Source organism: Curtobacterium sp. 260, from assembly GCF_030803485.1.
Taxonomy (GTDB): Bacteria; Actinomycetota; Actinomycetes; order Actinomycetales; family Microbacteriaceae; genus Curtobacterium.
The window spans coordinates 14876-28017 of the sequence record NZ_JAURUY010000007.1; the positions used below are offsets into that span (position 1 = coordinate 14876).

Annotated in this window: 15 protein-coding genes; all 15 read left to right on the plus strand. The window is 72.8% G+C overall.

Features of this window, described 5'->3' with window-relative positions:
* Positions 1-32 precede the first annotated feature (32 nt).
* The 15 genes from fliD (at position 33) to J2X59_RS09930 (ending at position 13040) form a co-directional block, all read left to right on the plus strand.
* The gene (gene fliD, locus J2X59_RS09860; protein WP_326496553.1) at positions 33-1436 is read left to right on the plus strand and encodes a flagellar filament capping protein FliD; all 1404 of its coding nucleotides are present in this window, start codon (positions 33-35) and stop codon (positions 1434-1436) included.
* An 11-nt stretch (positions 1437-1447) separates the two neighbouring features.
* Entirely contained in the window at positions 1448-1924 is a 477-nt protein-coding gene (gene fliS, locus J2X59_RS09865; RefSeq protein WP_235426581.1) for a flagellar export chaperone FliS, read from the plus strand.
* On the plus strand, positions 1914-2255 hold the full coding sequence (locus J2X59_RS09870) for a hypothetical protein (RefSeq protein ID WP_066654105.1): 342 nt from the start codon (positions 1914-1916) through the stop codon (positions 2253-2255). The genes fliS and J2X59_RS09870 overlap by 11 nt, the downstream gene beginning before the upstream one ends.
* 339 nt (positions 2256-2594) lie before the next feature.
* Complete coding sequence (locus J2X59_RS09875) at positions 2595-2939, plus strand: flagellar basal body rod protein FlgB (protein WP_066654107.1); 345 nt, start codon at positions 2595-2597, stop codon at positions 2937-2939.
* Entirely contained in the window at positions 2936-3331 is a 396-nt protein-coding gene (locus tag J2X59_RS09880) for a flagellar basal body rod protein FlgC (protein ID WP_224442989.1), read from the plus strand. Before J2X59_RS09875 ends, J2X59_RS09880 begins: the two co-directional genes overlap by 4 nt.
* A 38-nt stretch (positions 3332-3369) precedes the next feature.
* On the plus strand, positions 3370-3687 hold the full coding sequence (gene fliE / locus J2X59_RS09885; protein WP_400338389.1) for a flagellar hook-basal body complex protein FliE: 318 nt from the start codon (positions 3370-3372) through the stop codon (positions 3685-3687).
* A complete protein-coding gene (fliF, locus tag J2X59_RS09890) occupies positions 3687-5363 on the plus strand; it encodes a flagellar basal-body MS-ring/collar protein FliF (protein WP_326496555.1) in 1677 nt (558 codons plus the stop codon). Before fliE ends, fliF begins: the two co-directional genes overlap by 1 nt.
* On the plus strand, positions 5360-6409 hold the full coding sequence (fliG, locus tag J2X59_RS09895; RefSeq protein WP_081984829.1) for a flagellar motor switch protein FliG: 1050 nt from the start codon (positions 5360-5362) through the stop codon (positions 6407-6409). The genes fliF and fliG overlap by 4 nt, the downstream gene beginning before the upstream one ends.
* Entirely contained in the window at positions 6402-7064 is a 663-nt protein-coding gene (locus tag J2X59_RS09900) for a FliH/SctL family protein (protein ID WP_144411291.1), read from the plus strand. Before fliG ends, J2X59_RS09900 begins: the two co-directional genes overlap by 8 nt.
* Positions 7061-8392, plus strand: a complete 1332-nt coding sequence (locus J2X59_RS09905) for a FliI/YscN family ATPase (protein ID WP_326496556.1) — start codon at positions 7061-7063, stop codon at positions 8390-8392. Before J2X59_RS09900 ends, J2X59_RS09905 begins: the two co-directional genes overlap by 4 nt.
* Complete coding sequence (locus J2X59_RS09910; RefSeq protein WP_251160270.1) at positions 8392-8823, plus strand: flagellar export protein FliJ; 432 nt, start codon at positions 8392-8394, stop codon at positions 8821-8823. Before J2X59_RS09905 ends, J2X59_RS09910 begins: the two co-directional genes overlap by 1 nt.
* On the plus strand, positions 8820-9548 hold the full coding sequence (locus J2X59_RS09915) for a C40 family peptidase (RefSeq protein WP_326496557.1): 729 nt from the start codon (positions 8820-8822) through the stop codon (positions 9546-9548). The genes J2X59_RS09910 and J2X59_RS09915 overlap by 4 nt, the downstream gene beginning before the upstream one ends.
* Positions 9545-11311 carry a flagellar hook-length control protein FliK gene (locus tag J2X59_RS09920; protein WP_326496558.1) on the plus strand — a complete coding sequence of 589 codons (1767 nt, stop codon included), beginning with the start codon at positions 9545-9547 and terminating at the stop codon, positions 11309-11311. The genes J2X59_RS09915 and J2X59_RS09920 overlap by 4 nt, the downstream gene beginning before the upstream one ends.
* Before the next feature lie 26 nt (positions 11312-11337).
* Positions 11338-11769 carry a flagellar hook assembly protein FlgD gene (locus J2X59_RS09925; protein WP_326496559.1) on the plus strand — a complete coding sequence of 144 codons (432 nt, stop codon included), beginning with the start codon at positions 11338-11340 and terminating at the stop codon, positions 11767-11769.
* Positions 11770-11858: 89 nt separating this feature from the next.
* Positions 11859-13040, plus strand: a complete 1182-nt coding sequence (locus J2X59_RS09930) for a flagellar hook protein FlgE (RefSeq protein WP_251155431.1) — start codon at positions 11859-11861, stop codon at positions 13038-13040.
* The last annotated feature ends 102 nt before the right edge of the window (positions 13041-13142 follow it).

Genomic DNA, 13142 nt, shown 5'->3' on the forward strand with positions numbered 1-13142 from the left:
CACGACCACCCCCGACGACAGGGAGCCCCGCGATGTCGACGTCGTCCGTCTCGGGCAACAGTCTCGCGATCGACGGTCTGGTCAGCGGTCTCAAGACCTCCGACCTGATCAACTCGCTGATGACCATCGAGCAGGTCCCGCAGACCCTGCTCAAGAACAAGCTCACCGACACCAACTCGTTCGTCTCCTCGTTGCAGACGATCAACTCGCTCGTGCAGACGCTCGCGACGAAGGCCGGCGACGCAGCCAAGGCCACCTCGCTCGACGTGTACGCCGCGAAGAGCTCGTCCACCGGGGTCACCGTCGCGACCGACGCCACGGCCTCGGCCGGCTCCGTCAGCTTCCAGGTCGGGTCGACCGCGGCGGCACACGTCGGCGTCACCGCCGCGATGTCGACCTGGGCGTCCGGCGCCGAGCCGCTCACGCTCGTCGGTGCCGACGGGAAGAAGACCACCGTCACACCGGCCTCGGGATCGCTCGACGACGCGGTCACCGCGATCAACAAGGCCGGCGCCGGCGTGACCGCGACGAAGGTCGCGGCCGGGACCGACACCGACGGCACGAAGCTCTACCGCCTGCAGCTCAGCGCGACGAAGACCGGCGCAGCGGCCTCCTTCACGCTCTACCGCGGCTCGTCCGACGACGTGACGGCCGGTACCGCGACGAACGTCTTCACCCAGCCGGGAGCCGCCGTCGTCACCCAGGGCAAGGACGCGAGCGTCACACTCTGGGCGGGGACCGCCGCCGCACAGACGGTCACGAGCGCCACGAACACGTTCGACGACCTGCTGCCGGGGCTCGACGTCACGGTCACGCAGACCACGACCGACCCGGTGACCGTCACGGTCGCGCAGGACACCACGAAGGCCCAGGCCGTCGCGTCCGGACTCGTCGACGCGCTCAACGCGATCACCTCGTACTACGCCACGAACACGGCGGTGACGAGCACCACGAGTCCGACCACCGGCACCACGTCGACGAAGGCCGGGGTCCTGACCGGGGACGGCACGACCCGCGACGCGGTACAGCGCCTCACCACGACGATGTCGACGCCGGTCAACGGGAAGTCGCCGTCCTCCATCGGCATCGTCATCCAGAAGGACGGCACCTTCAGCTTCGACGCCGCGGTCTTCCAGAAGGCCCTGGCGGACGACCCGCAGGGCACCCAGGCCATCCTGTCCGGCGTCGCGACGAACGTCGGCGCCGCGGCGACGGCCGCGTCGGACAAGTACACGGGGTCGATCACGACCTCGATCACCGGGCAGCAGTCGGTCGCGAAGGACCTGACGACGCAGATCGACAACTGGTCGGACCGGCTCACCGCACGACGGGCGACGCTGCAGGCGCAGTACTCCGCCCTCGAGACCAGCCTCAGCAAGCTCCACTCCCAGTCGGCGTGGCTCTCCAGCCAGCTGGCATCGACGTCGACGAGTTGACGGGAACGACCATGAACGCCTTCGACCTGCAGTCCGCCGCCTTCCGTCAGGCCGCACAGCCCCGCACGGTGACCGACCAGCGCCGAGCGCAGTACACGAACGAGGCCGTGCTCTCGGCGACGCCAGCACAGCTCGTCACGATGCTCTACGACCGGCTGCTCCTCGACCTGCACCGCGCCGAGGCCGCGCAGACGACGTCCGACTGGGAGGCCGCGCGCGAGCAGCTGCTGCACGCCCAGGCCATCGTCGGCGAGCTGTCGTCCACGCTCCGCATCGACGTGTGGGACGGCGGCGAGGGGCTCCTCGCGATCTACAACTACGCGTCGACGTCCCTGATCACCGCGAACGTGCACCGCGACGTGCAGGCGACGCGCGACTGCATCCGGATCCTGGAGCCGCTGCGCCAGTCGTGGCACGAGGCCGCCGCGGCCCTCCCGACGACCCAGGCGCCGCAGGTCGGCACCGGGGGAGCGCTCGGTGTCGCCTGACCCGCACCCCACCCCCGCCGCGGAGACCGCCGACGGTGCGTGGGCCGCGGTGCTCGACGCCCTCGAGCACGAGCTGACCACGATCGACGCGACCACGGACGGCACCGCAGCGATCGTCCTCGACGCGACCCCGTGGGTCGTCCCGACCACGCTCGGACCGGTGCCGCGCGCGCTGGTGGGTCGTGCCTCCCGGCTGCTGGCCGCGCAGCGCGACCGGATGTCGACGCTCGAGACCGAGCGGCGGCAGACCCTGGAGCACCTCGGCGCGCTCCGTCAGGTCGCGGCGACGGACGAGCCGCGCGGCTCCGTGTACCTGGACGCCTCCGCCTGAGGCGCGCCTGCTCGAGCGAGCACGACGACAGATGCGTCGTCGCACGACAGCGGTTCCGTCGTGTCGGTCGTGGGCCGTCGCGCACCTCCGGCCGGGACGACGGATGCGTCGTCGGACGACAGCGGCTTCGTCGCACCACAGCGGAGCACGCGACGAGTGTTCGACGAGCCCCGCCGCCGCAGCCAGCCCCCGCCCCCCGTTCGGGGCGAGCCCTAACGTCCCCAGCACCGCCGCCGACAGCGCCTCACGAGCACGGATCGCTCACTCGTTCGGCCACGGATCGGCCACCGCCAATCGGCGACGTCGCACGACGTCGCACACCGAGGGGACGGGACACCCGTGTTCGATTCCGTGACGAGCGTCGCGCTGCAGAGCGCGCTCGACGGGCTGTCGCTGCGACAGCGCACCATCGCGAACAACGTCGCGAACATCAACACGCCGAACTACCACGCCGAGAAGGTGCGCTTCGAGGACGCCCTCGCGCAGTCGATCGTGCACGGTGACGGGCACGCGACCGCGACCACCGCGCGCAGCCTCGAGCCGACGAACGAGATCGGCAACAACGTCAACCTCGACCAGGAGACCCTGTCGAACGTGGACACGGTCCTGCGCTACCAGTTCGCCACCCAGGCGGTCGGCGGCGAGGCGACGGCCCTCCGCGCCGCGATGCGGACGAACTCGTGACGACCTTCGACGCGATCGGCATCGCGAGCACCGGCATGACCGTGCACCGGAAGTGGCTCGACGCGATCTCGGACAACATCGCCAACGTCAACACGGTCCGCTCGATGGACGACTCCGCGTTCCAGGCCCGCTACGTCGAGGTCCAGGAGGGCGCCGGCACGTCGGGCGCCTACGTCAAGGGCGCGGCGTTCGGCAGCGCCGCCGGACGCGTGACCTACGACCCGGACAACCCGCTCGCGAACGCGGAGGGCTACGTCCGCATGCCGGACATCGACCTCGGCACGCAGATGGCGGACCTCATCATGGCCCAGCGCGGGTACCAGGCGAACGCCGCCGTGGTCGACCGTGCCAAGACCGCCTACGAGGCGGCACTGCAGATCGGGAAGAACTGATGCCCATCGACGCACTGAACGGTGTGACCACCAACGCGATGACCCGTGCGTTCGCCGGCGCCACGGACGCCGCGACCGGTGCCGGAGCGCTCGGCGGTGCCGCGGGCGCCGGCGCGGTCCAGCCGACCACCGGCGGCGACGGCTTCGCCGCGAGCCTCGGCAACGCGGTCGACGGGCTCCAGCAGCTGCAGAGCGACTCGAAGACCCTGGCGCTCAAGGCCGTCACGGGCAACCTCGACGACATCCACGACGCCACCATCGCGTCCACCCGTGCCCAGGTCACCCTCGAGCTCGTCGCAGCCGTCCGCAACAAGGGCGTCGACGCGTTCAACGAGATCATGCGGATGCAGGCCTGATGCCCGCCGCGATGCAGAACACGTGGGGGCGGCTCGTCGCCTACGTGAAGGGCTTCTCCGCCGCGCAGCGCACCATCGCGCTGATCGGCGTCGCCGCACTCGTGCTCGGCGGGATCGCCCTCGCCAGCTGGCTCGGCAAGGCGTCCTACGCGCCGCTCTTCACCGGACTGGCCGCAGCCGACGCGAGCTCGATCACCGACCAGCTGACGACCGACGGCGTGCCGTACCAGCTGACCGACGGCGGCGCGACGATCCTCGTGCCGCAGGACAAGGTGTACTCGGAGCGGCTCAAGGCGGCGTCGAACAACCTGCCGTCGTCGAACGAGGGCGGCTACTCGCTGCTCGACAAGATGGGCGTGACGAGCTCGGAGTTCCAGCAGGACGTCACCTACAAGCGGGCGATCGAGGGCGAGCTGGCGAAGACGATCTCGTCGATGGACGGCGTGAAGGCCGCCACCGTGCAGCTCGCCATCCCCGAGAAGACCGTCTTCGTGTCCGAGGAGAAGGAGCCGACGGCGTCGGTGTTCGTCGCGACCGAGAACGGCGCGCAGCTCACCACGGACCAGGTGCAGTCGATCGTGCACCTGACGAGCGCCGCGGTCGAGGGGATGCAGCCCACCGACGTCTCCGTCGTGGACCAGAAGGGCCAGACCCTCTCCGCGGTCGGTACCGGAGCGACCGGCAGCGGCGCCGACCAGGCGGCCGACTACGACGCGGCCACCCGGAAGAAGATCCAGGACCTGCTCGACACCACGCTCGGACCGGGCAACGCGAGCGTCGTGGTCTCGGCGACGATGAACCAGCAGTCGGGCACCCGGACGTCGGAGAGCTTCGCACAGCCGAAGGGCGGTGCAGTCGCCCTCAACGAGTCCAGCTCGACTGAGGAGTACGGCTCCGGGTCCGGTGCGGGCGCCGGTGCGACCGGTGTCCTCGGTCCGGACAACATCGCGGTGCCGAACGGGACCGCCGGCGGCACCACCACGAACGGCACGGCCGCCGGTGACGACGGCTACAAGAACGAGTCGGCGACGAAGAACAACGCCGTCGACAAGACCACCGAGACGACGCAGATCCCCGCCGGTGGTGTCGAGCGGCAGACCATCTCGGTCGCCCTGAACTCGCGCGCCGACTCGGTGCAGAACGCGAACCTGCAGAGCATCAACGACCTGGTGTCCGCCGCCGCCGGAGCCGACAACGCCCGGGGCGACCAGGTCCGTGTCGCGATGATGGACTTCGACGACTCCGCCGCGAAGGACGCCGCCAAGGCCCTCGAGGAGCAGCAGCAGGCCGAGCAGCAGCAGGCCATGTGGTCGGCCATCCGCACCGCCGGCATCGTCGTCGCGGTCCTCGCCGCCGCGATCGTGCTCGCGATCGTGCTGGCCCGCCGTGCCCGCCGTCAGTCGCGCGAGGCCGTCGACGTCGGTGAGCTCGACGCCTTCGCCGGTGAGACGTTCGAACTGCCCCTCGGTACCGACGACCTGGCGATCCCGGCCGTCGAGACGCAGACGGTCGCGCTGCAGACGCTGCCCCACGACGACGCCCCGACCGAGGTGCTGACGACGGACGAGATCAGCGCCGAGCGTCGCCGGCAGGAGATCTCCGCGCTGGCCGAGCGCGACCCGAAGCGCACCGCCGACCTGCTCCGCGGGCTCCTCGACGACCGGTCGCCGGTGTGAGCGCGCTCGTCCCGGTCCCCGCCGGCGGGGGCACCACCGACCGCGCCCTGACCGGCGCGCAGAAGGTCGCGCTCATCCTCATGCAGATGGAGACCGAGCGCGCGGCCGAGGTGATGAAGCAGTTCACCGAGCTCGAGGCCGAGGAGATCAGCGCCGAGATCGTCCGGATGCGCCGTGTGGACGACTCGGTCGTGGACCGCACGATGAGCGAGTTCCACCGCATCACGCAGCGCGGCCGGGTGCAGAAGCGCGGCGGCAAGGACGCCGCGCTCGGGCTGCTCGAGGCGTCGTTCGGGTCCGAACGCGCCGCGGGCGTGATGGACCGGCTGGCCTCGAACCTCGCCGGGCAGTCGTTCGAGTTCCTCGACGACGCCGAACCCGGCCAGGTCGTCAGCCTGCTCGAGGGCGAGCTGCCCCAGACCATCGCCCTCGTGCTCGCGCACCTGCAGCCCGGGCAGGCGAGCGCGGTGCTCGCCGGGGTCGACGACCGTGTCCGCACCGACGTCGCCCAGGCCTTCGCGACGATGGGCACGGCGACCCCCGAGGCCGTCGGGATCGTCGCCGGCGTCCTCCGCCAGCGCGCCGGTGCCGTGGTCTCGCCGCGCGAGAGCGTCGAGGTCGTCGGCGGCATCGCGCCCCTGGTCGAGATCATCAACCGCTCGGACGTCGCCACCGAGAAGGCCGTGCTCGACGGCCTCGAGGCGCGCGACCCGGAGCTCGCGGAGGACATCCGCTCGCGGATGCTCACGTTCGAGGACATCGTCAAGCTCGAGTCGCGCGACATCCAGCAGGTGCTCCGCGGCATCGACTCGAAGCTCCTCGCGACCGCCATGAAGGGTGCGCCGACGCCGGTCGTCGAGACGATCCGCGCGAACGTGTCCGAGCGCAACCGCGAGCTGCTGGACGACGAGCTGCAGGCCATGGGCCCCGTGCGCGTCTCGCAGGTCGAGGAGGCGCGCGCCGAGGTGGTCCGCTCCGTCCGCGAGCTGGAGGCCGAGGGCACGATAACCGTCCACCGCGCCGAGGAGGACGAGCTCGTTGACTGACACCACCGTGCAGCGCGTCGCGTTCCCCGTGCTCGGGAGCGCGACGACCCGCGACCTCGCAGCGGCCGCCGACGTGCGCGGCCACGCCGCGGGCTACGCCGCGGGCCTCCGTGCCGCCCAGGCCGAGACCGCTGCGCTGCACGCCCGGCTCGAGGCCGAGCACGCAACGCGACTCGCGGCGCTCCAGGCCGAGACCGTCCGCCGTGTCCAGGTGCTCGACGCGGCCACGAACGCGATGCTCTCCCAGGTCGTGCCGGTGCTGGCCGACGCCGAGGAGTCCCTGGTCGACGCTGCGCTCGACCTGGCCGAGGCCGTCGTCGGACACGTGGTGCGTTCCGGGCGCCAGGACGACGCGACCGGCGAGGGCGACGGCCAGGAGGCACGCCCCACCACCGGTGCGGAGGCGACCGTCCGTCGGGCGCTCGCCTCGGTCGACGCCACCGTCGCGGTGGCCGTCCGGCTCAGCCCCGCCGACGCCGCCCGCGTCGCCGACCTCGCGCTGCCGGTCCCGGTCGTGCCGGACGTGGCGCTGCTCGACGGCGACGCCGTCGTGGACCTGCCGGACGGGCTGCTCGACCTCCGCATCGGCGCAGCGCTCGACCGTGCGCGCGCGGCGCTGGGCCGCTCCGCCGACCGGCCGGAGGCGTCCCGGTGACCGCGACCCTCCTCCGTCCCCGTGGGCTCGACGAGGCGATCGCCCTCGCCGCGCCGCAGCGCGTGGGCCTCGTCACGAGCGCGGTGGGCCTCGGGCTGACCGTCGCCGGGGTCGAGGCCCGGATCGGCGACGTCCTGACCGTCGGCACCGAGGGCAGTCCGCAGACCCCCGTCGAGGTCGTCGCCACCGATCCCACGGGTGTGCGCTGCATGCCGCTCGGACGCCTCGTCGCGGTGACCGCGGGCACCCCCGTCCGCCCGACCGGTCGTCCCGTGCTGGTGCCGACCGGTGCAGGGCTGTTCGGCCGGGTGCTCGACGGGCTCGGGCGGCCGATCGACGCCCGTGGTCCGCTCGACACCGACGGCTGGGTGCCGCTCGACCACGCGACGCCGAACGCCATGGCGCGAACGCGGATCGACGCGCCGATGCAGCTCGGCGTCCGCGTGCTCGACACGCTGACGACCGTGGGTCGTGGACAGCGCATGGGCCTGTTCGCCGGCTCCGGCGTCGGCAAGTCCTCGCTGCTGTCGATGATCGCGCGCGGGAGCGACGCAGCCGTCAACGTCATCGCCCTGGTGGGGGAGCGCGGCCGCGAGGTCCGGGAGTTCCTCGAGGACGACCTCGGGCCCGAGGGCCTCGCCCGCTCGATCGTCGTGGTCTCGACGTCCGACGAGCCGGCCCTGATGCGCCTGCGCGCGGCGTTCGTCGCCACCCGGATCGCGGAGTCGTTCCGCGACGCCGGGCAGGACGTCGTGCTCATGATGGACTCGCTCACCCGCGTCGCGATGGCGCAGCGCGAGATCGGACTGTCCGTGGGCGAACCGCCCGCGACACGGGGCTACCCGCCGTCGACCTTCTCGGTGCTCGCCGGGCTCCTCGAGCGCGCGGGCACCGACCGGGTCGGCAGCATCACCGGGCTCTACACCGTGCTCGTGGACGGCGACGACCACAACGAGCCGATCGCGGACAGCGCCAGGAGCATCCTCGACGGGCACGTCGTGCTCGACCGGAAGCTCGCCGTGACCGGGCACTTCCCGTCCGTCGACGCGCTCGGCTCGGTGTCCCGCGTCGCCTCGAAGGTCACCGAGCCGTGGCAGCGTGCTGCGGCCACCGCGCTCCGGAAGGTGATGGCGGCCCGCCGGAACGCGCAGGACCTGCTCGACGTCGGCGCCTACCAGCCCGGCACGAACCCGCTCGTCGACGCAGCGGTCACCCACCAGGACGCGATCGACGCGTTCCTCCGACAGGGGATGGACGACCGCGCCGACGCCGGGACGTCCTGGCGAGCCCTCGACGCCCTCGTCGCCCGACTGGGGGTGTCCGCCTGATGGCCCGACGCTTCCCCCTCGCCGGCCTGCTGCGTCTGCGGCACGCCGAGCAGGACCGCGCCGCCGCCGCCCTGGCCGCCGCGAACGACCGTGTCCGTGACGCCGCCGACGCCCGCATCGCCGCGCGGCGGAACCTGGCGGACCGCGAGCAGGAGCAGCTCGTCACGGACGCCGCGACGCTGAGCGCGCTCGCGGCCGCGCGGGCCTCGACCCGCGGGATGCTCGAGGAGCTCGACGCCGTCGCACGCACCCGTCGTGCCGATGCCGATGCCGCCCGGACCGCGTACTCCGCCGCCCGCCGTGCCGCGCTCGGCCTCGAGAAGCTCGAGGGCCACCACGACCGCGAGCAGGCCGCCGCCGACCTGCGCGCCGAGCAGGACGCCCTCGACGAGATCGCGGCACGACGCCGCACGGAAGGTGGTGCCCGATGAGCGTCGACGCCGTGCTCTCCCGGATCGCCGAGATCCGCACCCAGATCGACGCCCTGCGCGGCGGTACCACCGCCTCCGCGGGCGGCTCCGCCTCGAACGAGGCCACGACCGGCGCGTTCGCCGACGCCCTGGCGAGCGCGACCGGGACGTCGACGAGCGCCGGCGCCGCCGGCACCGCTGCTGCCGACGGGGCGTCCCGCACGCCGGCCACCTCGGTCGACGCGGGCCGCGGCACGCTGGCGACCGGCAGCGGCGCCACGGGGTCCGACGTGGTCGAGGACGCGAAGAAGTACCTCGGTGTGCCCTACGTGTTCGGCGGGACGACCCGGTCCGGCATGGACTGCTCCGGGCTGGTGCAGACGGTGTTCAAGGACCTCGGGGTGACGATGCCGCGCGTGGTGCCCGACCAGGCGGACATGGGGGTGCCCGTCGGGTCGCTCAAGGACGCGAAGCCGGGCGACCTCATCATCCCGAAGGGCGAGCAGCACATCGTGATCTACGTCGGTGACGGCAAGGTGCTGCACGCACCCCGACCCGGCAAGGACGTCCGGATCGTGGACAACTGGTACAAGGACTCCGACATCGCGACGATCCGCCGCATCGTGCCGAGCGAGGCCGCGGCTCCTGCGGCGACCCGGTCGGTCTCCGCAGCAGGTGCGGCGCAGTCGGTCACCGACCTGCAGACCGCGGCACTCCTGTCGGCGATGCGGGGGAGTGCCGCATGAGCACCGTGAGCACGACGACCCTCTCCCCGGCTCTCGCCGCACCGGGGAGTGCTGCGACCGCCGGGGCGACCACCTCGGCGCTGCCGTTCGGCGCCGCCCTCGCCGCGGTGCTCGCGCCGGCCGCGTCGAGCACGGCGTTGCGTGTGTCGGTGGGGACCGCGGGCGTCACCGGTGCGCAGTCCGGGACGGCCGCCGCCTGGGGTGCCCCCGCCACGGGCGCTCCGGCCTCGACCGCCGCTGCCCCGAACACCGCGGACACGACCGCCGCTGCCCCGAACACCGCGGACACGACCACCGCGGACACGACGACCGCTGCCCCCGCCACCGACCCGACGCTGCTCGGCATCGTGCCGGTGCCCACCGCCCTCGTCGCGGTCCCGTCGGCCAGCGCCGCCGCCGTGCCGGACGATGCGGTGTCGCCCCAGGTCGGGACCGCGGGGACGGATGGTGCGGTGCCCTCGGTCGGCCCTGCACGACCGACCGGTGCCTCCGACCCGCTCGGAGCCACGGAGACGCGCGGGACCGCCGGTCCCGCCGGCACCGCGGACCGCGCAGCGGCGGACGGGATCGGAACGCCGTCACGGGCAGACACCGGACCGCAGCTCGACGCCGTGCCGTCCACGACGGCTCGACCTGCAGGAACGTCCGGCGCTCCCCGGCCCGGTGCGGCACAGCCCGCCGTGGTCCGTCCCGCTGCGGCGCCGCTCGAGCGCGACGTGTCCGACTCGTCCGACGTGTCCGCGGGAACGACGCCCGTCCTCGCGACCACGCCGTCGACGACCGGTGCACCCGGCGCGCCCTCGACGACCGCCACCTCTGCGGCGACCGGCTCGACCGTCGCGGCCCCGTCGGTCCTCGGACCCGTCGCGGTGGACGGGGCGTCGAGCTCCGCCGCTCCCGGAGCCGCGACAGCCGTCGCCGTGACCGCGTCCGCGAGCACGACGACCGAGACCACCACTGCCGGGACCACCACGACCGGGACCACCGCGACCCTGACCGCCACGACCCTTCCCACCACGACGGCGAGCAGCCCGCTCGCGACGACGGACGCCGCGGCCGAGGCCGCCGGCCCCACGGCAGCGACCAGCGTGTCGTCGGCGCCGCAGGCCGGTCGCCCTGCCGACACCGGCACGGCGAGCACGGCGACCGCCGCCGCCCCGGTCGTGCAGACCGGACCGGCCACCGGGGCCCGGAGCGACCACGGGTCGGATCGGCGGACGGGCGGCCAGGGTGATCCGAGCCTCCAGGCCGTGACCGCCCCGCGCAGTGGCGAGACGCCGTTCGCGGTCCCCGCACCCGCGACGACCGGGCTCCCCACCGCGCCGGGCGCGGCGACGGCGAACGCCCCGGCGCCCCTCGCACAGCAGCTCGCGCGCCCGGTGTTCACGCTCGCGCAGGCCGGTCCCGGCGACCACGTCGTCACGGTGCAGGTCACGCCTGACGCGCTCGGTCCCGTCACGGTCCGCGCGCACGTGACCGCGCACGGGATGCACGTCGAGCTCTTCGCCGCGTCGGACGCCGGCCGCGACGCGGTCCGGCAGGTGCTGCCCGACCTCCGCCGTGACGCTGCCGGCAGCGGGACCACCACGACCCTCGACCTGTCCTCCCAGAACCACCCGGGCGCGCAGCCCGATCGCGACGACCGGCCGGCACCGACGGTGCTGCGCCCGGGAGTCGGCCTGGAGGCCCGCCCCACCCCGACCGCGCCGGTCACCACCCGGCCCACCACCGTCCGATCCGTCGGACTCGACGTCCTCGCCTGACGCGGACACGAGAAGGAGACCACACCATGCCCCTCGACGGCATCACCGGCTCGGTGGACGCTGCCACGCAGGCAGCGGCGATCGCCCAGACCGCCGGTGCGAAGAAGTCCCAGACGATGGACTCGGAGGTGTTCATGAAGCTGCTCGTCACGCAGCTCCGGAACCAGGACCCGTCGACGCCGATGGACACCAACCAGATGATCAGCCAGCAGACGCAGCTCGCGACGATGGAGCAGATCACCAACCAGACCACGACGGCGAACGAGAACTTCTCGCTGCAGATGCGGATCGCCGCCGCGAACCTCGTCGGGAAGCAGGTCAGCTACACCGACGCGAGCACCGGGACCGCGGTCTCGGGCACCGCCACCGCCGTGTCGTACGCGAACAGCGTGCCGACCGTGACCGTGAACGGGAAGGAGGTCGACCTCGACGTGATCTCCGGTATCAAGGCCGCCTGACCCGCGGCCGCGCTCCTCGTCCCCCTCCTGTTCGTCCTCCCTCCACGAGTCTTCCCTCCACGAGTCTTCCTTCCACGAAAGGTCGCACCATGCTCCGCTCCCTCTACTCCGGCATCTCCGGTCTCCGTTCGCACCAGCAGATGCTCGACGTCACCGGCAACAACATCGCCAACGTCAACACCGTCGGCTTCAAGTCGTCGACCACCGTCTTCCAGGACACCCTGTCGCAGATGACCCAGGGTGCCGGAGGACCGCAGACCGGCCTCGGCGGCACGAACCCCGCGCAGATCGGCCTCGGCGTGCAGGTCGCCGGCGTCTCCACCAACTTCGCGCAGGGCTCCGCACAGGCCACCGGCAAGGCCACCGACCTGATGATCTCCGGCGACGGGTTCTTCGTCACCCGCCTCGGCAACGACACCGTCTACTCCCGCGCCGGCGCGTTCGACTTCGACGCCGACGGTCGCCTCGTCACCGCCGACGGCAAGATCGTGCAGGGCTACTCGGCCACGAACGGTGTGGTCAACGAGGGTGGCGGCCTGACCGACATCCGGCTGCCCATCGACGCCGCAGCACCCGCGGTGCGGACCACGACGGCCGGGGTCACGGGCAATCTGCCGTCCGAGACCGCCGTCGACGCCCAGAAGGTCCGCGAGGCCACCGTCTACGGCCCGGACGGCGAGAAGCGCTCCCTCACGCTGACCTACACGAAGACCTCGGCGACGCAGTGGAGCGTCCAGGGCCGCATCGACGGCGGGACGCTCGGCCCGGCGACGACGCTGACGTTCAACACCGACGGGTCGCTCGCCAGCGGTGGCCCCGTCACCGTCGGCGGGATCACCGTCGACGTCTCGAAGACGACCGGCTACGCGTCGCTCGACACCGCGTCGATCTCGGAGCAGAACGGCAGCGCGGCCGGCTCCCTGCAGGGGTACTCGATCTCGAAGGACGGCACCGTCGTCGGGTCGTTCTCCAACGGGTCCTCGCTGGCGATCGGCCGCATCGCCCTCGCCACCTTCGCGAACCCGGCCGGCCTCGAGAAGACCGGCGCATCCGGGTACCGCGCGACCGCGAACTCCGGCCAGGCCACCGTCGGCGCACCCGGCGACCCGGGTGTGGGACAGCTCGCCTCGGGCACCCTCGAGATGTCGAACGTGGACCTGTCGCAGGAGTTCACGAACCTGATCGTGGCGCAGCGCGGTTTCCAGGCGAACGCGCGGATCATCACGACCTCGGACGAGGTGCTGCAGGAGCTGACGAACCTGAAGCGGTAGGGGAGCGGGGCGGTCGGTCGCGGCCGCGCCGTCCCTGCTCCTGCACGGTGCGGGGCCGCCGCTCGGGCCGTGGCGAACCACGGCACGAGCGGCGGTCCCGCA